Origin of the sequence: Erwinia sp. QL-Z3, from assembly GCF_004551645.1 — a bacterium.
Taxonomy (GTDB): Bacteria; Pseudomonadota; Gammaproteobacteria; order Enterobacterales; family Enterobacteriaceae; genus Erwinia; species Erwinia billingiae.
This window is the reverse complement of record NZ_CP037950.1, coordinates 4,435,196-4,461,230: the sequence shown is the minus strand read 5'-3', so window position 1 is coordinate 4,461,230 and position 26,035 is coordinate 4,435,196. Positions and strand designations below refer to the sequence as shown.

The 26,035-nt window shown below is 56.0% G+C and carries 23 protein-coding genes, 1 tRNA gene and 1 pseudogene; 20 read left to right on the top strand and 5 right to left on the bottom strand.

Translation table 11 applies throughout. The features are described 5' to 3' along the window. Window positions 1-7: 7 nt before the first annotated feature. The 3 genes from E2F51_RS21440 to E2F51_RS21430 all read right to left on the bottom strand — a co-directional run bounded on the left by E2F51_RS21440 (window position 8) and on the right by E2F51_RS21430 (window position 3,504). Window positions 8-1,303, bottom strand: coding sequence for an MFS transporter (locus E2F51_RS21440; RefSeq protein ID WP_134824511.1), 1,296 nt, complete (start codon window positions 1,301-1,303; stop codon window positions 8-10). A gap of 438 nt (window positions 1,304-1,741) precedes the next feature. Continuing rightward, on the bottom strand, window positions 1,742-2,338 hold the full coding sequence (locus E2F51_RS21435) for a DUF1349 domain-containing protein (RefSeq protein WP_134824510.1): 597 nt from the start codon (window positions 2,336-2,338) through the stop codon (window positions 1,742-1,744). Window positions 2,339-2,574: 236 nt separating this feature from the next. After that, entirely contained in the window at window positions 2,575-3,504 is a 930-nt protein-coding gene (locus tag E2F51_RS21430) for an alpha/beta hydrolase (RefSeq protein ID WP_013202857.1), read from the bottom strand. A gap of 121 nt (window positions 3,505-3,625) precedes the next feature. Between E2F51_RS21430 and E2F51_RS21425 the strand changes: the two genes are divergently transcribed. The 3 genes from E2F51_RS21425 to E2F51_RS21415 all read left to right on the top strand — a co-directional run bounded on the left by E2F51_RS21425 (window position 3,626) and on the right by E2F51_RS21415 (window position 6,577). Then, window positions 3,626-4,540 (top strand): LysR family transcriptional regulator, encoded by a 915-nt coding sequence (locus tag E2F51_RS21425; protein ID WP_134824509.1) that lies wholly within the window; start codon window positions 3,626-3,628, stop codon window positions 4,538-4,540. A 151-nt stretch (window positions 4,541-4,691) separates the two neighbouring features. Beyond that, entirely contained in the window at window positions 4,692-5,159 is a 468-nt protein-coding gene (locus E2F51_RS21420; RefSeq protein ID WP_134824508.1) for a GNAT family N-acetyltransferase, read from the top strand. A gap of 185 nt (window positions 5,160-5,344) precedes the next feature. Then, entirely contained in the window at window positions 5,345-6,577 is a 1,233-nt protein-coding gene (locus E2F51_RS21415; protein WP_245174153.1) for an MFS transporter, read from the top strand. Window positions 6,578-6,678: 101 nt separating this feature from the next. Here the strand turns inward: E2F51_RS21415 and E2F51_RS21410 are convergent. Beyond that, window positions 6,679-6,754, bottom strand: a tRNA-Asn gene (locus E2F51_RS21410). 507 nt (window positions 6,755-7,261) lie between these two features. Here E2F51_RS21410 and E2F51_RS21405 point away from each other — a divergent pair. The 17 genes and pseudogenes from E2F51_RS21405 (at window position 7,262) to E2F51_RS21330 (ending at window position 24,783) form a co-directional block, all read left to right on the top strand. Beyond that, window positions 7,262-8,185: a sugar ABC transporter substrate-binding protein gene (locus tag E2F51_RS21405; protein ID WP_013202837.1), complete on the top strand. Its 924-nt coding sequence runs from the start codon at window positions 7,262-7,264 to the stop codon at window positions 8,183-8,185. 22 nt (window positions 8,186-8,207) lie between these two features. After that, a complete protein-coding gene (locus E2F51_RS21400) occupies window positions 8,208-9,692 on the top strand; it encodes a sugar ABC transporter ATP-binding protein (RefSeq protein WP_013202836.1) in 1,485 nt (494 codons plus the stop codon). A gap of 17 nt (window positions 9,693-9,709) precedes the next feature. Then, complete coding sequence (locus E2F51_RS21395; protein WP_041692054.1) at window positions 9,710-10,741, top strand: ABC transporter permease; 1,032 nt, start codon at window positions 9,710-9,712, stop codon at window positions 10,739-10,741. A gap of 335 nt (window positions 10,742-11,076) precedes the next feature. Next, window positions 11,077-11,994 carry a nitrogen assimilation transcriptional regulator NAC gene (nac, locus tag E2F51_RS21390; protein ID WP_053142226.1) on the top strand — a complete coding sequence of 306 codons (918 nt, stop codon included), beginning with the start codon at window positions 11,077-11,079 and terminating at the stop codon, window positions 11,992-11,994. A gap of 139 nt (window positions 11,995-12,133) precedes the next feature. Beyond that, on the top strand, window positions 12,134-13,090 hold the full coding sequence (gene cbl, locus E2F51_RS21385) for an HTH-type transcriptional regulator Cbl (protein ID WP_013202833.1): 957 nt from the start codon (window positions 12,134-12,136) through the stop codon (window positions 13,088-13,090). Between the two features lie 109 nt (window positions 13,091-13,199). Beyond that, window positions 13,200-14,042: a GNAT family N-acetyltransferase gene (locus E2F51_RS21380; RefSeq protein WP_134824507.1), complete on the top strand. Its 843-nt coding sequence runs from the start codon at window positions 13,200-13,202 to the stop codon at window positions 14,040-14,042. After that, entirely contained in the window at window positions 14,042-14,968 is a 927-nt protein-coding gene (locus tag E2F51_RS21375; RefSeq protein WP_134824506.1) for a glyoxylate/hydroxypyruvate reductase A, read from the top strand. Before E2F51_RS21380 ends, E2F51_RS21375 begins: the two co-directional genes overlap by 1 nt. Before the next feature lie 200 nt (window positions 14,969-15,168). Further along, window positions 15,169-16,014 (top strand): oxidoreductase, encoded by an 846-nt coding sequence (locus E2F51_RS21370; protein WP_134824505.1) that lies wholly within the window; start codon window positions 15,169-15,171, stop codon window positions 16,012-16,014. Window positions 16,015-16,328: 314 nt separating this feature from the next. Continuing rightward, window positions 16,329-17,342, top strand: coding sequence for a zinc-binding dehydrogenase (locus tag E2F51_RS21365; RefSeq protein WP_134824504.1), 1,014 nt, complete (start codon window positions 16,329-16,331; stop codon window positions 17,340-17,342). Beyond that, a complete protein-coding gene (locus E2F51_RS21360) occupies window positions 17,339-17,770 on the top strand; it encodes a PaaI family thioesterase (RefSeq protein WP_134824503.1) in 432 nt (143 codons plus the stop codon). Before E2F51_RS21365 ends, E2F51_RS21360 begins: the two co-directional genes overlap by 4 nt. Continuing rightward, window positions 17,767-19,407, top strand: a complete 1,641-nt coding sequence (locus tag E2F51_RS21355; protein ID WP_134824502.1) for an ABC transporter substrate-binding protein — start codon at window positions 17,767-17,769, stop codon at window positions 19,405-19,407. Before E2F51_RS21360 ends, E2F51_RS21355 begins: the two co-directional genes overlap by 4 nt. Window positions 19,408-19,410: 3 nt before the next feature. Next, window positions 19,411-20,376: an ABC transporter permease gene (locus tag E2F51_RS21350; protein WP_134824501.1), complete on the top strand. Its 966-nt coding sequence runs from the start codon at window positions 19,411-19,413 to the stop codon at window positions 20,374-20,376. A 2-nt stretch (window positions 20,377-20,378) separates the two neighbouring features. Continuing rightward, the gene (locus E2F51_RS21345) at window positions 20,379-21,254 is read left to right on the top strand and encodes an ABC transporter permease (RefSeq protein WP_105759995.1); all 876 of its coding nucleotides are present in this window, start codon (window positions 20,379-20,381) and stop codon (window positions 21,252-21,254) included. Further along, window positions 21,248-22,261 carry an ABC transporter ATP-binding protein gene (locus E2F51_RS21340; RefSeq protein ID WP_371732195.1) on the top strand — a complete coding sequence of 338 codons (1,014 nt, stop codon included), beginning with the start codon at window positions 21,248-21,250 and terminating at the stop codon, window positions 22,259-22,261. The genes E2F51_RS21345 and E2F51_RS21340 overlap by 7 nt, the downstream gene beginning before the upstream one ends. After that, window positions 22,258-22,716, top strand: a pseudogene (locus E2F51_RS24355) (ATP-binding cassette domain-containing protein); the annotation flags it as partial. The gene E2F51_RS21340 and the pseudogene E2F51_RS24355, both read left to right, overlap by 4 nt. A gap of 102 nt (window positions 22,717-22,818) precedes the next feature. Then, window positions 22,819-23,199 (top strand): oligopeptide/dipeptide ABC transporter ATP-binding protein, encoded by a 381-nt coding sequence (locus E2F51_RS24350; protein WP_371732194.1) that lies wholly within the window; start codon window positions 22,819-22,821, stop codon window positions 23,197-23,199. A gap of 15 nt (window positions 23,200-23,214) precedes the next feature. Next, window positions 23,215-24,783, top strand: coding sequence for a class I adenylate-forming enzyme family protein (locus E2F51_RS21330; RefSeq protein WP_134824498.1), 1,569 nt, complete (start codon window positions 23,215-23,217; stop codon window positions 24,781-24,783). A 50-nt stretch (window positions 24,784-24,833) separates the two neighbouring features. On the opposite strand, the gene E2F51_RS21325 is transcribed toward E2F51_RS21330, so the two are convergent. Beyond that, window positions 24,834-26,015, bottom strand: a complete 1,182-nt coding sequence (locus tag E2F51_RS21325; protein ID WP_134824497.1) for an aminotransferase class I/II-fold pyridoxal phosphate-dependent enzyme — start codon at window positions 26,013-26,015, stop codon at window positions 24,834-24,836. Window positions 26,016-26,035: the final 20 nt, after the last annotated feature.

Genomic DNA, 26,035 nt, shown 5'->3' with positions numbered 1-26,035 from the left:
CCCTGATTTAACCTGCAGTTTGAAGTGATAACGCGCTGCGACGGTATAAATATAAGGTCGCCAGTAATGCGCATACGGCAGCAAAGCTCATCCAGTAGCCTGGTGAAGCCTTATCACCGGTGTACTCAATCAGTGCGGTTGAAATAACCGGCGTGAATCCGCCAAACACCGCGGTTGCCAGACTGTAGGCCAGAGAAAATCCGGCAACCCGCACCTCCGTTGGCATGATTTCTGTCAATGCCGGTATCATGGCACCGTTGTACAGACCGTACAGGAAGGACAGCCACAACAGCACCGTGAGCATCATGGAAAAGCTGGGCGCTTCAGCCAGCAGGTGAAGAGCCGGATAGGCCGTCACAAGCGCCAGCAGCGCCATGGTCACCAGCACCGGCTTACGTCCATAGCGGTCTGACAGGGCACCGCCTACCGGTAGCCAGATGAAGTTAGATATCGCCACCAGCAACGTCACCAGCAGGCTGTCAGAGGCGCTGAGCATCAGTACTTTCTTACCGAAAGTGGGGGCATAAACCGTGATCAGATAAAACGCGGTGGTGGTCATGGCGACCATCAACATGCCAGCAATCACGACCTGCCAGTTTGCTAAAAGCGTTTTAAACACGTCACGCATTGCCAGGTGGTTACGGCGGGCGGTGAATTCTTCGGTCTCTTCCAGTTTACGGCGCAGAAAAAAGATGAAAGGTACGATCAGGCAACCGAACAGGAAGGGCAGGCGCCATCCCCACTCGCGAAGGGTGCTTTCTTCCATGACAGCATTCAGTGCGAAGCCCATGGCCGCGGCGACCATTATGGCCACTTGCTGGCTGCCAGATTGCCAGCTGGTGTAAAAGCCTTTACGACCGGGCGTGGCAATTTCTGCCAGGTAAACGGATACGCCGCCCAACTCTGCTCCCGCTGAGAACCCTTGTAATAAGCGACCACACAGCACCAACAACGGCGCCCAGAGGCCAATCATTTGATAGGACGGAATCAGGACAATCAGGAATGTCCCTGCGGCCATAATCGACAAGGTCACAATCAGCCCTTTGCGTCTGCCGACCTTATCAATGTACGCGCCCAGCACGACTGCGCCGGCAGGACGCATTAAAAAGCCCGCGCCAAAAACGGCGAAGGTCATCATCAGCGAGGCAAATTCACTGCTAGCCGGAAAAAATGTATGGGCGATGTAAGTGGCATAAAAACCGAACAGAAAAAAATCAAATTGCTCCAGAAAGTTGCCAGAAGTCACGCGCAGTATCGCGCCGCATCTTGTTCGGGTCGTCATGGGGGCGTTAGAGGTATGCATGTTTATCTCCAGTTTATAAGTGACACTTTTACAGCGCCTTGTGACTTCAGACTGGAGGAGGAAAACCAACTAAATAAGCGCAATAAACTCATGAACCGATGCGTTTAGTGCATTAATTATCGCTAACAATTTCATCCGCAAGCTGTAACGGGCTATTAACAGCGTTACTTTCTTCATTTAAGTCTAAAAACGTTATGCGTATTTTGTGACAGGGTTCATATCAGATGAACCTTCAAGAGATAAGCGGCGGAGTGACGGGAAATTTTAAAGTGAATGTAAAAGCGCCTGCCGCTATTTGGGGCAGGAAGAACGAAGGCGCGTACTGGCGGGGATAACCTGTGATGAGGTTGAGTTTAATTTCAGGCTCTGATGAAGCCTGAAAGGTAATCAATACAGCAAAAACACGCGAAGACACTTTTAATCTGTCGTCATGCTTGATCAGGTCAGATCATGTAGAGGCTTTTTTGAAGGTGGGCCGAGGGTGAATTCGTCGAAGATGACGTCGAGCCCCTGCCTTTCGGGTGTACAACTCATTACGCCTACAAAACGCTTTCGCGTTTCCGGCCAATGGCACAATCTCAGTAACGGCCAGGTTTTGCCATCCGTTGAGTACTGTATCCGCAGAGCCTCATTTTCCAACGTGGCACGCATCCAGAATGTCCCCGGATCGCCGGGGAAAATCCCGGTGGCCCAGTCAGACATTTTGCGCGTCACCACGCTGCCAATGGAAGACTGACCGTCATTAAATTCAATGCCAGCCTTAACCCAATGCAGGTCATCATCAAGCAGAAATAGTCCGGCCTGATCGTAGAGATGAGAAAACCCCGCCGTCACCTTTACCTGCACGGTGAAATCACCCTCCAGGTAAAATCCAAATGCATGGCCGGTATGACGCTGGAATCCGTAATACGTCTGTTGCCAAAAGTCAGTGTTGAGATCCGTTTTAAACCGCAACTTTCCTTCTTCAACCGTCCAGACTTGAGGTGGATTTATCCAGACTCCGCCTGCGGCGCCGAGTGAATCAATCGCTGTCATAAACGTTCTCCTCGCAATACTTTTGACGAATCTGATGTGAATACACAGCTGTGAGTGCAACCGATCGACGCAACACAGGGTTTAACCCGTTCAGGGTGTGAACCCTAGTCTAGCGTTATTCCCGGCCTCTCGTTGAGTTGTCGGTCATTTGACGTCAGCGGGGGTCTGTAAATAAGGCATTTTCTCAGCTGACGGGCGCAGTTAGTCGCGCCCGTGAGTTAGCTTATCTGTAATGATTAGTTCGCGGCATCCCGCAGAGCCTGCCTGATAAAGGCGACCGAGCTCTCCAGCGCCTGCACCGCTTCGGGCTGCAGCGTGGAGAAGAAATGCCAGGCGTGGAACATACCAGGCCAGACCTCCAGATTTACGCGAACCCGGTGATCACCCAGATGAGTTGCCAGCCGCATCGCGTCGCTCAGCATCAGTTCATTTTCGCCAATCTGAACCAGCACCGGCGGCAGGCCCGTTACATCGGCAAACACCGGCGAGGCCATGGGATGATTAGGCAGGGCATCGCCAAGGAAGGTACGGGCCAGGAAATCCAGTCCGGCTTTGGTGTTCAGGGGATCCAGGCCTTCTCTGTTGGTCATGGAGACGCCGGTGTGTTCAAGGTTGGCCCAGGGGGAAATCGAAACTCCGCCGGCCGGAAGCGGCAGGCCCTTGTTGCGTGCCGCCACCATTACGGTAACTACCATCGCACCGCCCGCAGACTCGCCGGCCAGCACAATTTTGCTGCCGTCAAAACCCTGCTCAATCAACCACTCATAGGCACGAACGGTATCGGTAACCGGCGTGGGGAATGGATACTCGGGCGCCAGACGGTAATCCGGCATGTACACCCGTGCGCCCAGCATGCTGGCATAGTTGCCACCAATACCGTGATAGCCCGCCGGTTCGCCGACAATATAAGCCCCACCGTGGATGTACATCACGATGGCATCTGTTTCAAGGTTATCAGGCGTCACCAGCGTGCCCGGTACGCCACCCATGTCGACATCCGTAAAGCTGACGCCCGCAGGCGCAGGGTTTTTAGCCAGCATACGCGTGTACGCGTCACGCACTTCGCGCATAGGCGTGACGGTGTCTTCACCGGTAAGAATCGGACCCAGATCGACCAGACTTTCTGACCATTCTTTTACGGCTTGCCTGGTGTGTTTATTCAGCATTGTCATTCCTGTTTGTATTTGCGTTGAAAGAGAACAAGATCCTATGATAGATAAACATTTGGGGAATGTGCTTCCCATATCAGGGTACAGTCACGCCCGTATTGAATGAGATAAATTAAGCATGGAAATCAACAGCATTGGTGATATCGCGGCGTTCGTGGCAGCCGTAAAAGCCGGGAGTTACACCCATGCAGCGGGTTCCCTTGGTCTGACGCGCTCCGCCATTGGCAAAAGTATTGTCAGGCTGGAAACGCGCATGGGGGTTCGCCTTCTTAACCGTACCACCCGGAGTCTGAGTCTTACCGATGAGGGGAGGGTCATGTACGATCGTTGCCGACAGATACTGGATGACCTGGAAGAGGTCGATGCCGCCATGGCCATGCGCAGGGGGAAGCCATCGGGGACGCTCCGGCTGAGCGCGCCGCTTTCATTTGGTCAGCGACACATTCTTCCCGTTCTCGATGCTTATCTGAAAAAGTGGCCGGAACTTCGTGCGGAGGTCTCCTTTACGGACAGGTTTGTCGATCTGATTGAAGAGGGGTTTGATATTGCCATTCGCATTGGTGAACCCCGCGATGACTCACGAATTCTTACCCGCACAATCGCTTCTCAACGTATTGTCACCTGTGCGTCGCCCGAATACCTGTCCTTACGGGGTGCTCCAAAGACCCCTGCGGAATTAGCCGGACATGACACGATCTTTCTTCTGAGTGCAGAGAAGAGGCGAAGCTGGCATTTTGCCACTCCCGAAGGCACTTTTGTCTATGAAGGACCCGGCCGGCTTAACCTCGACAGTTCGGAAGCCATGCGGGCATCGGCAATTTCCGGGTTTGGCATCGTTCACCTGCCGACCTATTTGCTTGCGGATGATGTCCGTAGCGGCAAGCTGGTGCCTGTGCTGGAGGAATATCCTTTCCCGCCTGAACCTGTGCGGATCATCTATCCCAGCAAACGACACTTATCCCCACGGATCCGCGCCTTTATTGACCTGCTGGTTGAACGTTGGGAGCCGGGAGTTCCCTGGGAACAGGGTTAAACTTCCGCTGCTCGCTCATTGCGAACCTTTAGTAACCAGAGGTCCGCTTCCGCTGTGTGCCAGGAGCGGGCTTTGCAATTTGAAAAGTGTGCTAAAAATTAAGTTTATAAACTTTGTAAATTCCCTAAACGTCAAAATAGAAGAGCGAAAAATGCAAATTAAAAAGCTAATGGACCACCCTGTTTATCTTGCACAAACTTCAGGCTTACTTTTTAGGGAATGGTCTTGCCTGCCTTTATGGGCAGACGAAGAAAAAATTCGAGCACGGCTCATTGAGCGTAATTCTTCTGATGAGCGCCAGGTTACCCTGATCGTGATTGATGCAGAAAACAACGTTATCGCAGCAGGTAGTCTCATTCACTTTGAGCTTAGTGATATCCCCCAGCGCATGCACTGGCTGGGAGAAGTCATCACCACGCCTTCACATCGCGGTCAGGGATTAGGATCCGCGCTGGTTAAAGAATTGATTAAACATGCATCTGAGCAAAATATTGCTGAACTATGGCTTTACACGCCGGACATGCAGTCTTTGTACCGAAAGCTGGGATGGGAGGATAAAGAGATTCGGATTGTGGCCGGAGAAACCGTTACCGTGATGGCCTTAAATTTGCGCAAATAATAAATTATTTTAAGCTCGATTGCGCTTGAATCTCCACGGCATCGGCAGCCATCTTTTAAGCTGGCTACCGTATTTATGCCCATCAAAGAACTCAGGTAACGTCCGCTCACACCTTCGACTCAATGCGCTGGATGGCGTGATTTATTGCTGGTAACTTGTGGCTGTTTTCCAAAAAGGAATTTCAAATGACTACTGAAATGCAGGACGATAATATTAATATTCGTGCCGCCAGGAATAGCTATTTAATAATTATTGCCAGATTTATCTCTGATTTTGGCGCTTTTCTGAATATGGTGGTGCTATCCACCTATGTGTACTTGCTGAGTCAGAGTGTAATGCATGTGAGCATATTCCTGGCCTGTAGGGTGACTGGAGGGATCGTCGCCAGTGCAGTGGGTATTCCTTTTTTTCGCCGTTTTCACGGGCGCTTATCTTTAGTGGTTTTTGACCTTACGCGCGCTGCGCTATTAGCCTTGCTGTTAATTTTACCTGCGTCTACCCAGCTTTATATATTGCCTTTCATTGCGCTGGGTATTGGACTGGGAAATTCGATGTTTGCAATCGGTCTTAACAGTCAACTTCCCTGGTGGGTCAACGAATCCCGGCGTGTATCAACAAACGCTGGGTTAACTTCTGCATCCGCTATGGGGGCTGTTGCGGGAAGCCTGGTGTCGGGGATCCTCCTGGCGACAAGTGGTTATCAAATTGTGTTTGCCGCGAATATTGTGACTTACCTGGTGGCCGGGTTATGCATACTGCCTTTACGCTTTTTGGTGCATCCCGTTGCGAGTGCAACAAATCCGCATCGTAAAGAATGGCGTAATCTGGTCACCGGGTTGCGAACGACTCCGCTGTTGGCCGGCATGTTGCTGGTAACGATGGCCGATACTTTAGGCAGTGCTGCCCACAACGTAGGCTTTCCCATTATCTCCGAGCTTTTGACACCAGAATCAGCCGGGAAAACTATGGGGCTTTTGCTGGCAGTTTGGGCTGCTGGGAAATTCGCCGGGGCGCGTCTGGCAAACTCTCTGTTAGTGCGTAGCGGGATGCGTACGGACAGGCTTTTTTTCTGTGGCGTGGCATCTATGTCACTGGGTTTTATCTTTACCTTTCAACAAACTGGCATCCCACCGGCACTGATTTTTATCGCACTGGCAGGTGTGGGGGATGGACTGGCGGACGTAAGTCTGATTTCGCGTATCCAAAGTGAGCCTGAATCATTGCGGTTGCCTGTTTTTAGCCTGATGACACTCCTGCAAATGACAGGGTTTGGCGTTGGGATGTTAATTGTTGCGCCATTTTATATCTGGTTTACCCCCGCAGTGGTCATTGTCATTTTTCATGGCATCCCATTACTGACATTAACAGCCGTACTGCTTTACGTTCGTACTCGCTTAATCGAGCGAAATCACCCGTGAAGGACTGAGTGACCCAAACGCTGCCTTTCCCCGTACCGGCAGCGCAGAACTTGAAAAGCAAAAAGCCCGCTCAGGTTTCCCTGAGCGGGCTTTTCAATGTATGGCTCCTCTGACTGGACTCGAACCAGTGACATACGGATTAACAGTCCGCCGTTCTACCGACTGAACTACAGAGGAATTGTTTCAACGGGGCGCATGTTATCGGCAGCACCGCCGCTTGTCAAAGGGCGAATGCAAAAATCGCGTGCGTTTGCTGGCAAAACCAGCGAATCGTCGTTTTTGCCACCCACCTGCTCAAAATGCAATCTCATGCGCCAGATCTCACTTTGATCGGAATCCTTTGCCGATGTTAGAGGTGTGTCAAATTTTTGTTATTTGTCGATTTTAAAACAGGCGTTTCGGTGGTTTCATATTGAAAATTTCATATGACGTTATTATGAAACAAATGAACTGGTTCGCAGGCTGATGGTAACGGGCGGCCAGATTAAGATCGAAATAGCAGGTTTAACATGATGATTTACTACGAGTAATTGAAAGGAGCGTTTCCAGCAGTCGGGTCTTACCTTAAGCATGATTTACCCTACATTTTACTGAAGCCGTCGGTGAAGTTGAGTGAATGTAAAAGAAATTTTCATTCGATGTAACAACCAGCCTGCGCATACTAATGATAAAAAGGGCTTAGCCATGAACGTGAAAAAAACGATTTTAGCGTCGCTGTTAGTGTGTATGTTACCCGTTTCCGTCTTCGCAAAAGATTTGCAGGTCGGTGTTTCTATGGCGCTGTTTGATGACAACTTTCTGACTATTCTGCGTACCTCCATGCAGAAAGAGATGCAGAAAGAGGGCGTGAAAGGGCAGGTTGAAGACGCTAAGGGTGATGTCGCACAGCAGCTTTCCCAGGTGCAGAACTTTATCGGTCAGGGCGTTGACGCCATCATCGTCAACCCGGTGGATACCAACGCCGTGAAGCCGATTATGGACCTGGCGGCGAAAGCCAGCATCCCGCTGATCTTCGTGAACCGCGAACCGGCTCAGCCGCTGGTGGACAAAATGGCCTATGTTGGCTCGGATTCTGAGCTGGCCGGTCGTCTGCAGATGGAAGCGCTGGCAAAAAACATGAACTATAAAGGCAACGTCGCCATCCTCCTCGGTGACCTTGCCAACGAATCCACCCGTAAACGTACCGCCGGCGTGAAAGCGATCATCGCCAAATACCCAGGTATGAAAGTCACCAAAGAACAAACCGCTAAATTCACCCGTAACGATGCCGTCGATGTGGTCAGCAACTGGTTAACCGCCGGTGATGACATCAACGCGATTGCCGCTAACAACGATGAAATGGCGATCGGTGCCCTGCAGGCGTTGGGTAAAAACGATTCTCACATCCTGGTTGCCGGTGTCGATGGTACGCCAGATGCATTGCAGATGATTAAAAACGGCAAGATGGTCGCGACCGTGTTCCAGGATGCCAAGGGTCAAGGCGAGGGTGCAGTGAAAACTGCGGTGAAGTTGGCCAATGGTGAAAAAGTGCAGAAGATCGTGGATATCCCATTCCAGCTGATCACCAAAGACAACTACGAAAAATTCACCAGCATGAACCAAAAATAACCCCGCCGTACGGAGGTGAAGAATGGCCGCATATGCGCTTGAAGCCGAAGGCATCAGCAAGTTTTTTCCGGGCGTAAAAGCATTAAGTAATGTCTCTTTACGCGTGAAGGCAGGAACTGTCCATGCGCTGATGGGCGAAAATGGCGCGGGCAAATCCACTTTAATGAAGTGCCTCATCGGGATTTACCGTCCCGATGAGGGACAAATAAAAGTTAAAGGGGAGCCGGTGCAGTTTGTCGACACCATGGACGCGCTGCGTTCAGGTATCTCGATGATCCATCAGGAACTCAATTTAGTCCCTCATATGACCGTTGCCGAAAATATCTGGCTGGGTCGTGAGCCGATGAAGTATGGCTTTGTCGACCACGGCAAACTCAACAAGATGACCAAAGAGCTGCTGGCGAAACTGAATATTCGCCTGACGCCGGAGCGGATGGTGGGGGAGTTAAGCATCGCTTCCCAGCAGATGGTGGAGATTGCCAAAGCGGTGTCGTGGAATGCCGACGTGGTGATCATGGACGAACCGACCTCGGCGCTGACCGAAACGGAAGTCTCGCACCTGTTTGCCATCATTCGTGACCTGCGTGAGCAGGGCAAAGCCATCATCTATATCAGCCACAAAATGGATGAGATCTTTGCCATTACCGATGAAGTCAGCGTGTTCCGTGATGGCGCGTGGGTGGGCAGCGACAGTACCGCCAGCTATTCCCGCCAGTCACTGATTACCCAGATGGTGGGGCGCGAACTGACCCAGCTGTTCCCGAAATTCAACAATGATATTGGCCAGGACGTGCTGACGGTACGCAATCTGTATCGTAAGGACGTGTTCCATGACATCAGCTTCAGCGTGCGTCGCGGTGAAATCCTCGGCGTGGCCGGGCTGGTGGGTGCCGGCCGCAGTGAGGTGATGGAAAGCCTGTTTGGCATGACCAGCATCGACGGCGGCGAAATCCTGATTGACGGCGTGCCAACCAAAATCGACTCGCCTTCCACGGCAATTGAAAAAGGGCTGGCGTTCCTGACCGAGGATCGCAAAAAGTCCGGGCTGTTCCTGGTGCTGTCGGTGATGGAGAACATGAGCATCGTCAACATGCCGGAGTACAGCAGCAAGGGCGGTTTCGTCAGTCATGTGCAGATGGCGAAAGACTGCATGGAGCAAATCCGGCGACTGAACATCAAAACGCCGACCATGGACCAAATCATCAACAACCTGAGTGGCGGTAACCAGCAGAAGGTGCTGATTGCGCGCTGGCTGCTGGCGCAGCCAAAAGTCCTGATCCTCGATGAGCCAACACGCGGCATCGATGTGGGCGCCAAGGCGGAAATTTACCGCCTGATAAGCGAACTGGCGAACCGTGGCGTCGCCATCATTATGGTCTCTTCTGAACTGCCTGAGATTCTGGGCATGAGTGACCGGGTGATGGTGATGCACGGCGGTCGTATTACCGGCATCCTCGATAAAGAAGAGGCTGACCAGGAAACCATTTTGTCGTTGGCGTCCGAGTAAGGACGTAAGGTAACCCTATGAGTGATGTAAAAATGACAACTCAACAGCCGGCCCCCTCGGCTTCTGTATTCTCGAGTCTGAAAGGCAAATTGCCGAAAGACACCGGTATCTTTATCGTGATGGTCGGCATTGCGCTGATCTTTGAAGCCTTCGGTTGGTATGTGCGTGACCAGTCGTTTCTGATGAACCCAAATCGCCTGGTGCTGATCGTGCTGCAGGTGGCGATTATCGGGATCATTGCCGTGGGGGTGACGCAGGTCATTATTACCACGGGGATCGACCTGTCGTCCGGGTCGGTGATTGCGTTAACTGCGGTGGTGGCGGCCAGTCTGGCACAAACCTCCGACAGCCTGACGCCAATGTATCCGTCGCTGGTGAACCTGCCTGCGGTGGTACCGATTGTCGCGGGGGTGGGGGTCGGGTTCCTCGCTGGGGTGATCAACGGCGTGCTGATCACCCGCACCGGCATCCCTCCTTTTATTGCCACACTGGGGATGATGGTATCGGCGCGTGGTCTGGCACAGTATTACACCCAGGGTAACCCCATCAGCTTCCTGTCTGATGGCTTCACCTCGATTGGTCAGGGCGCGATGCCGGTGATCATCTTCCTGGTGGTGGCGGTGATCTTCCACATTGCCCTGAAGCACACCCGTTACGGTAAATATGTTTACGCCATTGGCGGCAATATGACCTCGGCGAAGGTGTCCGGGATTAACGTTAACAAATACCTGATCATCGTTTATACCATCGCCGGTGGCCTGTCCGGTCTGGCCGGTGTGGTGCTGGCAGCGCGCGTCAGTAGCGGCCAGTCAAGCATGGGGATGTCATACGAACTGGATGCGATTGCCGCAGCGGTTATCGGCGGCAGCAGCCTGATGGGCGGCGTCGGTCGCATCACCGGTACGCTGATTGGTGCGGTGATTCTGGGGCTGATCAAGAGCGGCTTCACCTTCGTCGGCGTCGATGCTTACGTGCAGGACATCATTAAAGGCATCATCATCGTGGCCGCGGTTTCCATCGATATGTACCGCAACCGCAAGAAACGCTAAGTCATTCTGCAACACATGCTCAGGGCCAGAACATCACTGTTCTGGCCCTTTCGACGACGTGGTAACGGTTACATGCACGCCTGGACAGCATTTTTTGCACCAATGCAGTGCGTTTCACCCCTCGGCACTCCCCGCATCGTTAGTAATAAAAATGATTAACCCTAAAGGGGTAATCAGATTCTCTTATTTTACCGCCTGTTAGCCATAAGCTGACCCTGATAACTCCCCTTAAGAAAATTCTGGCACGGTGATTGCAATTATCTCCGTGCACCAGAGTGAAAACTTATTTCTTACGCCAGTGAAAATGGCATTCGGGGATCCGTGACGGAGGCAACATGAACTTACGACGACTCAAATATTTCGTAAAAATCGTCGACATCGGCAGCCTGACTCAGGCCGCAGAAGTCCTGCATATTGCACAGCCTGCCCTCAGCCAGCAGGTCGCGACGCTTGAGAATGAACTGGACCAGCAATTGTTGATCCGCACCAAGCGTGGCGTGACGCCAACCGAAGCGGGCAAGATCCTGTATTCCCATGCCCGGACCATTTTGCGCCAGTGTGAGCAGGCGCAGACCGCGGTGATTAATGCCGGTCAGTCACTGAATGGTCAGGTCTCTATCGGACTTGCACCGGGCACCGCAGCGTCCTCGCTGACCATGCCTTTACTGCAAACCGTGCGTGAGCAATTTCCGGATGTGCTGGTCTATCTGCATGAGAACAGCGGCTCGTCATTAAACGAAAAAGTGATGAATGGGCAACTTGACATGGCGGTGCTCTACGATCGTGCGCCTACGGCTGGCATCACCAGCATGCCGCTGATGAAAGAAGAATTGTATCTGGTTGGCGCTACGGACTGTCCTGGACAGACCATTGATCTGGCCGACGTGGCGCTGATGAACCTGTTCCTGCCGCGTGATTACAGCGCCGTGCGTAAACGCGTTGATGAAGCCTTCTCACTGCGTCGCCTCAGCGCCCGCATTATCGGTGAAATCGAATCTATCGCCACGCTGACCGCCGCCGTTTCCAGCGGAATGGGTGTCACCGTGCTGCCAGAATCTGCTGCCCGTGCGCTGGTCAGTTCGACCAATGCGTGGATGGCGCGAATTAACAGCCCAACGCTGAATCTGCCGCTGTCGCTGAACGTCTCTGCCCGCGTGCCGCTGTCGCCATCGGCGCAGGCGGTGAAAAATATTCTGTTATCGCTGCTGAACAAGCCGGTGGTCGAAGACCGCGAACTGATGTTAGTGAGCTAATCCCCTCTGTCGGGCGCGCGGTTGCGCGCCTCACTTCTTAGCACTAAAAAGCATATAAAACCTTTTTTTATTATTTGTTGATATCGATTAGCCTCCTTAACATGTCGTTATCCAACAGAAAATAGAAAGGGGCGCGCGCGTGAATTTTCAACAGCTTAAAATCATCAGGGAAGCCGCACGCTGCGACTTTAATCTTACCGAAGTTGCCAATACGTTATTCACTTCGCAATCCGGCGTCAGTCGCCATATCCGGGATCTGGAAGATGAACTGGGCGTGGAGTTGTTTATCCGTCGTGGCAAACGCCTGCTCGGCATGACCGAACCCGGTAAAGCGCTGTTGACCATTGCTGAACGCATCCTCGATGAAGCGGGCAAGGTGCGCCGCCTGGCGGACGTCTTCACCAATGAATCCAGTGGGGTGCTGACCATCGCCACCACCCACACCCAGGCACGCTATTCTTTGCCGAAGGTGATCAAAGCCTTCCGCGCGCTCTATCCCAATGTCCGCGTTGAACTGAATCAGGGATCTCCGCAGGAGATCGTTACCATGCTGGCCGCGGGCGAAGCCGATGTCGGGATCGCCAGCGAGCAGGTAGTGAATAACCCGGCGCTGGCCGCTTTCCCGTGGTTTAACTGGCATCATGCGCTGCTGGTGCCGAAAGGGCATGAGCTGGAGCAGCAGCAGCCGGTCTCACTGGAAGCGCTGAGCCGCTATCCGTTAATTACCTACCGCCAGGGCATCACCGGACGTTCGCGCGTTGACCGCGCCTTCCATTCTGCCAGCCTGAAGCCGGACATCGTGTTAAGCGCGCAGGATTCCGACGTGGTGAAAACCTATGTCGAATTAGGCTTAGGCGTCGGCGTGCTGGCCGACCAGGCCTGCCAGCTGGATGAGCATTCGTCGCTGACCCGACTGGAAGCCAAGCATCTGTTCGAGTCCAATACCGTCTGGCTGGGGCTGAAGCGCGGCCAGCTGCAGCGTAACTTTGTCTGGCAATTCCTTGAGTTGTGCAACGCCAATCTGTCGCTGGAAGAGATTAAGCGCCAGGCGCTGGCGGTCACCACCGAGGAGCCGGTACTCGACTTCCAGATCTGACCGTTCAGGCTCGCCTGAAGCAAAAAGAGTTGAAAAAGAAGCGCAAATACGCCCATTCTCATCACCCGAGATGGGCGTTTTTTTTGCCTTCAGCCGTAAAGGAAAAAGCATGAGTTACCCGATTTGCGCACTGCAGGACCGGCATCTTCAACAGGCCTTTGCTCTGACCCAACACCTTAAGTGGCCGCACCGGCTGGCCGACTGGCAACAGGCGCTGCAGCTGGGCGAGGGGATCGCCGTGGAACAGGATGGTGAACTGCTGGGCACGACAATTTTCTGGCGCTGGGGTGAGGATTACGCGTCGATTGGACTGGTGATTGTCGCCGACCAGGCGCAGGGCAAAGGGATTGGCAAGCAGCTGATGCAAACCGCGCTGCAAAAGCTGGAAGGGCGCAACGCGCGCCTGCACGCCACGGAAATGGGGCAACCGCTGTACGAGAAGCTGGGTTTTGTCGCCTGTGGGCACATTGAACAGCATCAGTGCCGTGAACTGGCCGAAGTGATCCCGCTGTTACCTGAACAGGGTCAACTGCTGCGGCCTGCCTGCCGTGACGATTTGGCGCTGATGACCACGTTGGATCGTCAGGCGCACGGTCAATACCGGCCGCAGCTTATCGACACCCTGTTCGACAGCGCAGAGCGTATTTTACTGCTGGAAGAGCAGGGCACGGTGCAAGGTTTTGCCTGCCTGCGGCGTTTTGGTCACGGCTATACCATTGGGCCGGTGATCTGCCGCGATCTCCCGCGTGCGAAAGTGCTGATTAGCGCGCTGCTGGCGGGATTGCAGGGGCAGTTTGTTCGCCTGGATACCAGCAGCGAAACCGGCCTCGGCGACTGGCTTAATACGCTGGGTTTGCTGGAAGTTGACCGTCCGGTGGCGATGATCCACGGCAAACCCTGGCAGCCGCAAGGAATGCTGGCGTTTGGCTTAATGTCGCAGGCGATGGCCTGATGAATATCCTCTATAAATCCGCCTCTGAACGCGGCGAACTGTGGGCGGATTTGCTGGCGAAACTGGCCCCGGACGCCAGCTTCCGCCAGTGGCCAGACATCGGCGATCCTGCAAGCATCGACTATCTGGTGGCCTGGCAGCCGCCGGAGGAGATCTTGCAGCAGTTCCCGAATCTGAAGGTGCTGTTCTCGGTGGGTGCCGGGGCCGACCAGTTTGATTATTCCCGCCTGCCGCCAGAACTGCCGGTGGTGCGGATGATCGAACCGGGCCTGACCCAGGGCATGGTGGAATACGTCACCTTCGCCGTGCTCGGTTTGCACCGCAATATGCCACGCTATCTGCATCAGCAGCGTCAGCAGCTGTGGCTCGGCCATGGCAGCAAACCCGCTGCAGACTGTCGGGTGGGGGTGATGGGCGTGGGTGAACTGGGCGAGGCGGCCTTAGCGCCGCTGGTGCAACTGGGCTTCGACTGTGCCGGCTGGAGCCGCTCGGCCAAAGCCATCCCCGGCGTCAGCAGCTTTGTCGGTGACGCCGAGCTTGGCGCGTTTCTGGCACGCAGCGATATCCTGATTTGCCTGCTGCCGCTGACGCCCGCCACCGAAGGCATTCTTGATGCCAGGCTGTTCAGCCAGCTGCCGCCGGGCGCGTCGCTGGTGCAGGTGGGGCGCGGCAAGCACCTTCATCATCAACACCTGCTGGACGCGCTGGAAAGCGGTCAGCTGCAGGCGGCGGTGATTGACGTCACTTCGCCAGAACCGCTGCCGCAAGATCATCCGTTCTGGACCCATCCAGCCATCTGGCTGACGCCGCATATCGCCAGCCAGACCCAGCCCGAAAGTGCGGTGCGCGCGCTGCTGGAGAATATTCGCCGCTTTGAACGGGGCGAAACGATGATCGGCCTGGTTGACCGGTCGCGCGGCTATTAAGCAGAAAAAAGCCGCCACGGAATCTTCGCTAAATCCTTCATCCGCCCGGCTGCCGCGGCTCCGCGCCGGTCGGGACATACTTTCGCACAAAGCAACCAGGCAGCGAGGCGTTTCAGCAACTACGCTTTGGGTCATGCTTTTCCCCACTGCGTTCGTGGTGGGGTTCTCATTTTCAACACTGCAGAACTGAGGATAACAACATGGCTACTGACAAGAATCCCGTCTGGTTTATTACCGGCTGCTCAACAGGTTTTGGGCGCGAACTGGTAAAAGAGCTGTTGAAACAGAATTACCGCGTGGTGGTCACCGCGCGGGATAAATCAAAAATTGAGGATTTGGTGACCGGCGTGGAAGATCGCGCGCTGGCACTGGCGCTGGACGTGACCGACAGCAGCACCATTAAAAAAGGGGTTGAGGCGGCGCTGGCGAAATTCGGCACCATCGATGTGCTGGTCAATAACGCCGGCTATGGCTATCAGACCTCGGTGGAAGAGGGTGAAGAGCAGGAAATTCGCGCCCAGTTTGATGCCAACGTCTTTGGCCTGTTTGCCATGACCCGCGAAGTGCTGCCGACCATGCGTAAAGCGGGCAGCGGACACATTATCAATATCACCTCGGTGGCGGGCATTATTGGCTTCCCAGGCTCGGGCTATTACTCTGCCAGCAAACATGCGGTAGAAGGCTGGTCAGATTCCCTGCTGGCGGAAGTCGGGCCGTTAGGCATTCACGTCACCTGCGTCGAGCCGGGACCGTTCCGCACCGACTGGGCCGGTCGTTCACTGCATCAGACGCCAAGCAAAATTAATGATTACGAGGAAACCGCCGCCGCCAGGATGAAAGGCACCTCCGAAAACAGCGGCAAGCAGGCGGGCGATCCGGTGCGCGCCGCGCAGGCCATGATTGCCATCACCCACACCGACGATGCGCCACGGCATCTGGTGATGGGCGCCTGGGGTCACGATGCGGTAACGGCGAAACTCAAAGCGCGTCTTTCCCAGGTTGAAGCCTGGAAAGATACCTCGGTCGGCACTGATTTTCCGAAATGATTTTTTCCCGAGAACGCCGTCAGGCGTTCTCTATTTTGTGCATATAAAGAGCAATATCTGGTTATCAGCACAAAAATCAGGGATAGCTATTTTCCGGCATAAGTTACCCTTTATTTGTATTTCTCTTTTTCCCGCTAAAAATGATAAACCTTTCCCCGTTGAATTATTCACCGTCACTCCACATTAGTTAAAAACTTATTATGCAAACATGGATTTATTTATCCAATGTGGATTGCGGTTAAGATGCACTTAAAATAGTTATATAGTCACACGACTGAATTAATTAAATTATCTTATTTACGAATGGGAAAATAATGAAAGCTATCGTATTGCGTGAGCACGGTGGTAATGAATCACTGCGCCTTGAAAATGACTTCCCCAATCCGACTCCCGGTATTAACGACGTCATCATTGACGTTAAAGCCTCTTCACTTAATTACCATGACGTATTTACTCGTCGCGGAATGCCCGGCATCCAGCTTGAATTCCCTATTATTATTGGCCTTGATGTTGCCGGCGAAATTATTTCTCTGGGCGACAACGTCACTGGCTGGCAGGTGGGGGATCGGGTGCTGGTGGATCCGCTTAATCGCGTGGACGGTGGGCTGATTGGCGAAACCAGCCACGGTGGGCTTGCCGAGCGATGCCGCGTGCCGGCACATCAGTTGATCAAACTTCCTGACGGCGTGTCATTTGCCGAAGCGGCGGCGTTGCCAGTGGCTTACGGCACGGCGTGGCGCATGATGCAGACTATCGGCCAGATCCAGCCGGGTGAGAAAGTGCTGATCCTCGGCGCCAGCGGCGGCGTAGGCGTATGCGCGGTGCAACTGGCCAAACTGGCCGGGGCTTGGGTTATTGCCTGTGCCGGATCGGCCGAAAAAGCCGCACGCTTGAGCGAGCTGGGTGCCGATGAGGTCATCCTCTACCGCGAACAAGACTTTATGAAGACGATCTTTGCCCGCCACGGTAAACCGGCGCGCCGACGCGGTGCTGAGGTGCCAGGAGGCGTCGACGTGGTGGTGAACTTTACCGGCGGCGACAGCTGGGTTAACTCCCTGCGAACCCTGCGTATTGGAGGCCGTTTGCTGACCTGTGGCGCAACCGCGGGCTATGCCCCGCCGGAAGACCTGCGCTACATCTGGACCTATGAACTGCAAATCCGGGGCTCAAACGGCTGGGAGCGTGAGGATCTGCACGCGCTGCTGGACCAGGTGGCCGCAGGCAAACTCAAGGCGGTAATCGATCGCCAGTGGCCGCTAGCACAAGGTGCGGAGGCGCTGGCCTCACTGGAACAGCGTCAGGTCTTTGGCAAGGTGGTGGTGGCATGACTCAGCGGCTGGATGCTAATCGACTTAGCGAAATCTTTCGCGACTCTCCCTTTATTCACTGGCTCAATCTGACGGTTGAAGACGTGGACTATGAGGCGCAAACCCTGACGGTCAGCGTGCCAATGCGCCCTGATTTCGAGCGTAAAGCCGGCTCGGGCCAATGGCACGGCGGCCCGCTGGCCTCGGTCATTGATACGGTCGGCGATTTCGCGCTGGGCATGCTGCTGGGACAGGGCTTACCGACCATCAACTTCCGCGTGGATTATTTGCGCCCGGCGATTGCCACCGATTTGACCGTGGTTGCCCGCGTGCGACGTCTGGGCCGTACCGTTGGTGTGGCTGACATTGATGTTCTGAATCGGCAGGGCCAAGTGGTGGCCTTGGGTCGCGCCAGCTACGCCACGCAGATCCAGGGAGAAAAAGCATGACCATGAATCTTCAACGCCGCCGTTTTCTGGCATTAACGGCGGGTGGCACCGCGCTGATGGCGACCGCTAAACTCAGCGGCTTTTCACTGCTGTCGCAGGCCGTTGCGGCCACCGTTAGCGCCGAAGTCCCGAAGCGCGGCGGCACCGCGGTGATATCTTGGGGTGGACTGGAGCCACAGGCGCTGTATGTGCCCGGCGGCGGCGGTTCGGCACCTTTTCAGACCTCAACAAAAATTCTCGAACGCCTGCTGAAGCTTGATAACCATCTGGTGTTCCAGCCGGTGCTGGCCGAAAGCGTCACGCCGTCAGCGGACTTCAAAACCTACACCTTAACGCTCCGACAGGGCGTGAAGTGGCACGACGGGCAGGACTTTACGGCGGATGACGTGGTGTTCAACGCGCTGGCGCACTGGAAAGCGCTGTCGGCAGGGATTGCATTGAAATCCCTTACCCGCGCAGCAGCGCTCGATCCCTATACCGTGCAGCTCGATTTCGATGTGCCGGTCCCCGAATTTTTCCTGAAATCCACCCTGGCAGGTCAGTATCAGCTGGTGTTACCAAAGCACCTGTATGCCGGTCAGGATCTGCTGACCAATCCGCTGAATAATCGCCCGGTGGGCACCGGTCCGTGGAAGTACAGCAACTGGGTACGCGGCAGCTACGTCGAATATGCCCGCAATGAAACCTACTGGGGCCAGGGTCAGCCGTGGCTGGATAAACTGATTGTCCGCTGGTGGGCCGATGCCGCCTCACGCACTGCTGCGCTAGAAACTGGCGAGTTGACCATCGGTTATTCCAATCCGGTCCCGGCCAGAGAAATTGACCGGCTGGTGAAAACCGGCGAGGTGGTGTTGGATACCGGAGGCTATGAAAACTCGGCCTGGACGGTCAGCGTCGAGTTCAACCAGCGCCGCGAGCACGTCAAACGCCGGGAAGTGCGTCAGGCGCTGCTGCATGCCATCGATCGCCAGTTCATTATCAACACCATCTACTTTGGCCGCGGCAAAGCGGCGATCTCGCCAATTTTCAGCAGCAATTCGCTGTTCTTCACCGCCGACGTGCCGACCTATGACTTCAATCCGGAGAAGGCGAAGCAACTGCTGGATCAGGCTGGTTTGCCGCTGAAAGACGGCAAGCGCTTTAGCGTCAACCTGCTGGCGGCGGCCTGGTTTGAAGAAAACGCCAAGCTCGGGCAATACCTTAAGCAGGCGCTGAATGATATCGGCATCGAGGTGCGGCTGGATTCGGTCGATCGCGCCACTGCCCTGAAGCGTATTTACAGTGATTATGACTACGATATTGCCGTGTCAAATTACACCTCGCCAATCGAACCGGTGCCGACGGTAACGCAATTTTTTACTACCGACGGCATCGTAAAAGGCGCGGCCTTCCGTAACGCCACGGGATACAGCACCCCGGAAATGGATCGGCTGGTCGCCAGCATTACTGTGGAAACCGATGAGGCGAAGCGCAAGGCGCTGGTGCACCAGTTCGCGCAGCTTGCCAGTACCGACGTGCCGATTGTTCCGCTGGTGGAGATGCAGTCGTTCACCCTGGCGCGTAAAAACGTCCGTCAGTTGACCACCGATGCCAACGTGCAGGGGACGTCGCTTAACGATATCTGGCTGGCGGGGTAGCCTGTGCTGAGACTGATTGTTCGACGGATCCTGCAAGGGATCCCGCTGTTGCTGGGGGTGATCATCATCAACTTCCTGCTGATCAAACTGGTGCCCGGCAGTCTGCTGGATGTGATGACCGCGGAGCAGCAGGTGACCGATCCGGCAATGATTGCCCGGCTGCGTCACCTGTACGGCATGGATCAGTCTGCCTTTATGCAGCTGGTGAAATATATCGTCTCGGTGCTGCAGTTCGATTTGGGCTATTCATACCGGCAAAACATGCCGGTGCTGGACGTGATCCTGACGCATCTTCCGGCCACGCTGATTTTAATGCTGGCGAGTATTTCACTGGCGGTACTGGTGGGGTGCAGTGCGGGCGTGCTGTCGGCTATTCGGGTCAACAGCGTCTGGGATACGTTGATTTCCGCGCTGGCGGTGCTCTGTTTTGCCGCCCCGAGTTTCTGGCTCGGCATCATGATGATCATCCTGTTTTCCGTCAAGTTGGGCTGGTTCCCGGTGGGCGGCATGGAAACCATCGGTGCCAACCTGTCGCTCTGGGGGCACGCGGTGGACATTCTCTATCACCTGACGCTGCCGGCGGTGGCGCTGGGGCTATTCTACGCCGCCACCTATACCCGCGTGATGCGCGCCTCGATGCTGGAAGTCTGGCAGATGGATTTTGTCCGCACCGCGCGGGCGAAGGGGTTAAGTCGCGCCAGAGTGATTATCAGCCACACCCTGCGTAATGCGCTGTTGCCGGTGGTAACGCTGCTGGGCTTACAGCTCGGCACGGTTTTGGGCGGGAGCATCGTGATTGAAGCCGTGTTCAGCTGGCCGGGCATCGGGCAGGTGCTTTTTGACAGCGTGATGAGCCGCAACTATCCGGTGGTGCTGGGGGTATTGGTGCTGAGTTCGCTGCTGGTGATTGCCATCAATATTGTGGTCGACGTGGTCTATTCCCGCCTCGACCCACGTATAAGGAGCTAACGATGTCCGTCATCTCTTTGACAGGTAAACCGGTGCCGGCTCGGGCAGGCTGGGTCAGGCAGTTTTGCCGGCATGGCGGGGCGGTTTTTGGTGCCGTTATCGTGCTGCTGATCCTGCTGGCGGCGATCGGCGCCCCGTGGATTTACCCCACCGATCCGCTGCGTATCGTAGCGGTGCCGGAGATATGGCCGTTTACCGACGGCCACTTTCCGCTGGGCACGGATTCGATGGGCCGCGATATGACCGCGCTGTTGTTTCACGGCGCCCGCGCCACGTTGCTGATTGGCCTCAGCGCCAGCCTGGCGGCAACGCTGATTGGCGTTAGCGTCGGGGCCAGCGCTGCCTGGTTCGGTGGCTGGGTGGATGAAGGGCTGATGCGCGTGGCGGAGCTGTTCCAGATCATTCCTAACGTGGTGTTCGTGCTGACGGTGGTCTCTGTGCTGGGGCCGCAGATGATCAACATCATTATTGCCGTTGGTCTGGTTTCCTGGCAGCCGATTGCGCGACTCACCCGGGCGGAGTTTCTCTCGTATAAAGAGCGTGAGTTTGTGCTGGCCTGCCGGGCCAGCGGCATGAGCGCTTTCAATATCGTTACCAAAGAGATCCTTCCCAACGTGATGCCGCCGGTGATTGTACTGGCCTCGCTGGTGGTGGCGGGGGCGATTCTGTACGAATCGGTGATTGCCTTTTTAGGCCTGGGCGATCCTAACCTTGCCAGCTGGGGACGGCTGGTAGGCGAGGGTCGAACGCTGATCCGCTCGTCATGGTACATCTGCGCAGTGCCGGGCGTGGCAATCATGTTGACGGTGCTGGCGCTCAACCTGATCGGTGATGGTCTGAATGATGCGTTCAACCCAAAATTGCGAGCGCGATCATGAGCAGCGTACTGACCGTCAACCGGCTGAGCATTGAGTTGCGGATTGGGCGCGAGCGGGTCCGGGCGCTGAGCGATCTCTCCTTTTCGATCAATGCCGGTGAAACGCTGGCGCTGGTGGGGGAATCGGGCTGCGGCAAGTCCCTGACCGCGCTGGCGCTGATGGGGCTACTGCCGCAACCGACGGCGCGGGTCAGCGAAGGGAACATCGGCTTTGCTGGCGAGGATCTCACCCGGCTTAGCGACCGCCAGATGCAGCGCCTAAGAGGACGAAAAATTGCGATGATTTTTCAGGATCCGATGAGCGCGCTGAATCCGGTGAAAACCGTCGGTAACCAGCTGATGGAGGTGCTGCGGGTGCATCTGGGGCTGAGCCGGGTTGAGGCCTGTGAGCGTGCGGTGGCGCTGCTGGAAAAGGTACATATCCCGGATCCTCGTCGGCGCATGCAGGAATATCCGCACCGGCTGTCCGGCGGCATGTCGCAGCGGGTAATGATTGCGATGGCCATTGCCTGCCAACCGACGCTGTTAATTGCCGATGAGCCGACCACCGCGCTGGATGTGACCATTCAGGCACAAATCCTTGCCTTGCTGCGCGAGTTGCAACAGGAGACCGGGATGGCGCTGCTGCTGATCACCCACGATCTCGGCGTAGTAGCGGCGATGGCCGATCGGGTGGCGGTGATGTACGCCGGACGCAAGGTGGAGGAAGCCCCGGTGCTGAGCCTATTTGATCATCCGATGCATCCCTATACGCGAGGGTTGATGCGCGCCACCCCGATTTCAGGTGCGGCCGATCAAAAACTGCTGTCGATTCCAGGACGGGTACCTGCGCTGAGCGAATTGCCAGCAGGCTGTGCCTTTTACGATCGCTGTGCCGAAGCCCAGCCAGTCTGTCAGCTGCGCCCGCCTGAGCTGACCCTCTTTGGCGAGCAGCACTTTGCCGCCTGCTTTGTCGCCGCACACCGGGCTGAAACGGTGACGTTGAAGCGTGCCGGAGGAAGAACATGAGCAACGTCCTTGAAGCGCAGGCGATTAGCGTGCGTTACCACACTCCGGAGGGCGACGTTTTTGCCCTTACCGGGGTCGATCTGCAGTTGAAAGCCGGCGAAACGCTGGGGCTAGTGGGGGAGTCCGGCTGTGGTAAATCGACGCTGGGCAAGGCACTGATGCGCCTGATCCCGGCGGAAGGGGTGCTTAACGTGGCGGGCCAAGACGTCAGTCGGTTGCACGGTAAGTCGCTGTTGCCGTTCAGACGGCAGGTGCAAATGGTGTTTCAGGATCCGCAAGGCTCGCTGAACCCTCGCCAGTCGGTGGGAACCAGCATTTCACGGCCGTTACAGGTGGCGGGCTGGCGCAAAAAAGCCATTCAGCAACGGGTGGCCGAGCTGCTGGAGCAGGTTGGCCTCTCGCCCGATTCGGCCCAGCGCTATCCGCACGAGTTTTCCGGCGGACAGCGCCAGCGTATTGGCATTGCCCGTGCGCTGGCAACCGAGCCGCAGGTGGTGATTTGTGATGAACCAGTGTCCGCTCTCGACGTCTCGGTGCGCGCGCAGGTGATTAACCTGATGAAGGATATCCAGCAACGTACCCAGGTGGCCTACCTGTTTATTTCGCACGATCTCAGCGTGGTTGAGTATATCGCCCATCGGGTGATGGTGATGTATCTCGGGCGCATCGTGGAGAGCGGGCCGACGGCCGAACTCTGGCGACGGCCGGCTCATCCCTATACCCAGGCGCTGCTGGCGGCTGCCCCGGTCGCCGATCCCCGTCATCCGCGGGCGGAAGCGCTGTTACAGGGAGAACTACCCAGCCCGCTTTCTCCTCCGACTGGCTGCGCTTTTCATACCCGTTGTCCTCACGCACAGCCTTTGTGCCAACAACAGCGCCCGGCGCTGAACCCTCATTTATCTGAGCGTCAGGTGGCCTGTCATTATCCCCTGAGCTGAATTCGGAGCACCAACATGACAGTACAGATTAATAATCTCGGCGATCTGACCGACCGCCAGCTGGACCAGCAGCGCCCGGCGCTCATCGACCTGCTGGATGCGGCGCAGCCAAGGCATTACAGCCACCAGCAAGTCGATTTGCTGGCCGGTGGGGTGGCGCACTATCTGCAACAGCGCTATCCACGCGGCAGCAGTATCGCCATTGCCTCGCTGAATCGCGCGGAGTACCTGATTGCCTATTTCGGCATAATGCGCGCCGGGCTGGTGGCGGTACCTTTAAATATCAAACTGCCGACCGACACGCTGCTTTATCTGCTGAAAGATGCCGATATCCAGCTGGCGTTTGTCGATGGGGCACGCGCCGGACAGCTGGCAGGTCAGGTCCCGCTGCTGGACTTTGATGACGCGAGCGATGAAGGTTACGCTTCGAAGATCGTGCCGCAAACCTTTACATCGGTGGATGCCGCCGAGGATGAAGTGGCGATGATCCTCTACACCTCCGGCTCGACCGGTCGGCCGAAGGGCGTGCCGCTAACCCATACCGGGCACCGCTGGGCGTTAGCCATCACCCGATTTGGCGGCGTGGAGCCCGACGGCCCGCAGGACCGTTATCTGGTCGCACAGCCGCTGTTCCATATGAATGGATTATTCCTCAGCAAGCGGGTGTTTTCTGCTAACGGTCTGCTGGTGATCCTGCCGTCGTTTACTATCGACAGCTATCTGCAGGCACTGTCCGATTACCGCATCAACATTGTCACCGCCGTGCCCACCATGTTTGCGCGACTGCTGCGCGACAGCGACCGTCTGAAGCAGTACGACTTCAGCGCGCTTAACAAAGTGATGCTGGGATCGGCACCGATGACGCTGGGCCTACTCGACCGCATCAAAACCGCGTTTCCTGGCGCGATCCTTTCGCACGGATACGGCACCACCGAAGCGGGACCGGCGATTTTTGGCCCGCATCCTGACGGCATCAAAACGCCATCGCTGTCGCTGGGGTATCCGCTGTCACAGGATGCGGTGGAGTTGGTCGGGCCGGAGTCACCGTCGAAAGGGATATTACGCATGCGTAATCCGGCGGTGACGCCGGGCTACCATCGCCTGCCGGAAAAAAGCGCGCAGGTGCTGTCGCAAGGCTGGTATGACAGTGGCGATGTGATGCGTCGTGATGAACAGGGCTTTTACTACTTTGTCGGGCGGGCCGACGATATGTTTGTGACCTCCGGTGAAAACATTTACCCGGTGGAGGTGGAAAAGACACTGGAGGCCCATCCGCTGGTTCGACAAGCCTGTGTGGTGCCGTTGCCCGATGAGGAGCGCAGCCAGGTGCCGGTGGCATTTGTGGTCCTGCAGCCGGGGCGTTTACTGAGCGCAGAGGATTTGAAAGCCTGGACGCTGTCCCAGGCACCCGCCTATCAACACCCGCGCCGGATTGCTTTCCTCAACGAGCTGCCGTGGGCCGGCACCAATAAGGTCGATCGCAACCAGCTGATCCAGCGGGCACAGCTTCTTGAGCAGCAAAACGGCTGGGAAACGTCACTGAACGAGGCCGGTGCACAAAACGGGGTTGGGCAGGCGTTGTAGCTAAGAATACCAGGTCGACGACTGTCGGCCTGGATCGGATCACGGATTCGCTAAGCCGCAAACAGTTCCAACGCCGCAATGCGATCCAGCGCGGCCATCAGCAGCTCAGTCTGCACCGTCAGGCTGATGCGAATATACTGACCGGCGTGCTCACCAAATCCATCACCCGGTGCAACCAGCACATGGGCCTCGTGCAGCAGCTTGCCGACAAAATCCTCGCCGCTAAAGCCGTCGGGCACCGGCAGCCACAGGAAGAAGGTGCCTTGCTGTTTCCTCACCGGCCAGTTCATCTCCGCCAGCCTGGTAAAAACCTGTTCACGTCGCTGATGATAGATATCGGCCAGCGCGTCAATGCGTTCGCTCGGCAGCTCCAGCGCGGTGACCGCGGCATCCTGAACGGCGCCATACACGGTACTGTAACTGTGGGTGTGCAGCTTCTTAAAAGCGCTGATAATCGAGGCATTGCCCACCGCAAAGCCAAAGCGCCAGCCGGCCATCAGGAAGCTTTTCGACATGGTATACACCTCGACGCCCCACTGTTTAGCGCCGGGCTGCGACAGCAGGCTGATCGGCCGATCCTGGCGGTGGCTGCCAATCGAGGCGTAGGCAAAGTCATGCAGCAGCGGCAGGTGATAGCTTTCGGCAAATTCCAGCGCGGCCTGGAACAGGGCCGGCGTCGCCATCGCGCCGGTAGGATTGTGGGGATAGTTAAGCACCAGCAGGCCGCCGCGACGGGCGATATCCTCGGGAACCCGGCTGAAGTCCGGCAGGAAACCGCTACTTTCATCGAGTGGAATACCGTAAAAATCGGCCTGCGACTGCCTGGCCGCCGAGCGGTAAAGGGGATAGCAGGGATCGGTGGAAATCAGCACCTGGCCGGGATTAAGCAACGCGCGCGGTATGCCGCTGACCGCAATATGCGATCCCTGAAAAACGGCGATTTCGCGGTCAGGATCGAGTTCCACGCCGTATTCGCGCAGATAAAATGCGGCGATTGCTGCGCGGATCTGCGGTTTTCCCCAGAATGAGGAGTATTCGTGATTGCCGGGATCTTCCGCCGCACTCTGCAGGCTGGCGATGATTTCCGGCGGCGTCGGCTGGCGCGGGCTGCCGGAGGACAGGTCGATCAGCGGCAGCTGCGTGCCGTCGACGTTTGCCGCCAGCTTTTCCAGCACGCCAAATAAATTTTCTTCTAAGTCTTCCACTAATTGCGATGCGGCAAAGTCAGGCATATTCCCCCCGGAAATAAAAC

Excerpts from the sequence above, each read along its gene's own strand:
- E2F51_RS21440 (WP_134824511.1), bottom strand. The coding sequence starts at position 1,303 with ATGCATACCTCTAACGCCCCCATGACGACCCGAACAAGATGCGGCGCG.
- E2F51_RS21435 (WP_134824510.1), bottom strand. The coding sequence starts at position 2,338 with ATGACAGCGATTGATTCACTCGGCGCCGCAGGCGGAGTCTGGATAAAT.
- E2F51_RS21430 (WP_013202857.1), bottom strand. The coding sequence starts at position 3,504 with ATGCTGAATAAACACACCAGGCAAGCCGTAAAAGAATGGTCAGAAAGT.
- E2F51_RS21425 (WP_134824509.1), top strand. The coding sequence starts at position 3,626 with ATGGAAATCAACAGCATTGGTGATATCGCGGCGTTCGTGGCAGCCGTA.
- E2F51_RS21420 (WP_134824508.1), top strand. The coding sequence starts at position 4,692 with ATGCAAATTAAAAAGCTAATGGACCACCCTGTTTATCTTGCACAAACT.
- E2F51_RS21415 (WP_245174153.1), top strand. The coding sequence starts at position 5,345 with ATGACTACTGAAATGCAGGACGATAATATTAATATTCGTGCCGCCAGG.
- E2F51_RS21405 (WP_013202837.1), top strand. The coding sequence starts at position 7,262 with ATGAACGTGAAAAAAACGATTTTAGCGTCGCTGTTAGTGTGTATGTTA.
- E2F51_RS21400 (WP_013202836.1), top strand. The coding sequence starts at position 8,208 with ATGGCCGCATATGCGCTTGAAGCCGAAGGCATCAGCAAGTTTTTTCCG.
- E2F51_RS21395 (WP_041692054.1), top strand. The coding sequence starts at position 9,710 with ATGAGTGATGTAAAAATGACAACTCAACAGCCGGCCCCCTCGGCTTCT.
- nac (WP_053142226.1), top strand. The coding sequence starts at position 11,077 with ATGAACTTACGACGACTCAAATATTTCGTAAAAATCGTCGACATCGGC.
- E2F51_RS21380 (WP_134824507.1), top strand. The coding sequence starts at position 13,200 with ATGAGTTACCCGATTTGCGCACTGCAGGACCGGCATCTTCAACAGGCC.
- E2F51_RS21375 (WP_134824506.1), top strand. The coding sequence starts at position 14,042 with ATGAATATCCTCTATAAATCCGCCTCTGAACGCGGCGAACTGTGGGCG.
- E2F51_RS21370 (WP_134824505.1), top strand. The coding sequence starts at position 15,169 with ATGGCTACTGACAAGAATCCCGTCTGGTTTATTACCGGCTGCTCAACA.
- E2F51_RS21365 (WP_134824504.1), top strand. The coding sequence starts at position 16,329 with ATGAAAGCTATCGTATTGCGTGAGCACGGTGGTAATGAATCACTGCGC.
- E2F51_RS21360 (WP_134824503.1), top strand. The coding sequence starts at position 17,339 with ATGACTCAGCGGCTGGATGCTAATCGACTTAGCGAAATCTTTCGCGAC.
- E2F51_RS21355 (WP_134824502.1), top strand. The coding sequence starts at position 17,767 with ATGACCATGAATCTTCAACGCCGCCGTTTTCTGGCATTAACGGCGGGT.
- E2F51_RS21345 (WP_105759995.1), top strand. The coding sequence starts at position 20,379 with ATGTCCGTCATCTCTTTGACAGGTAAACCGGTGCCGGCTCGGGCAGGC.
- E2F51_RS24350 (WP_371732194.1), top strand. The coding sequence starts at position 22,819 with ATGAAGGATATCCAGCAACGTACCCAGGTGGCCTACCTGTTTATTTCG.
- E2F51_RS21330 (WP_134824498.1), top strand. The coding sequence starts at position 23,215 with ATGACAGTACAGATTAATAATCTCGGCGATCTGACCGACCGCCAGCTG.
- E2F51_RS21325 (WP_134824497.1), bottom strand. The coding sequence starts at position 26,015 with ATGCCTGACTTTGCCGCATCGCAATTAGTGGAAGACTTAGAAGAAAAT.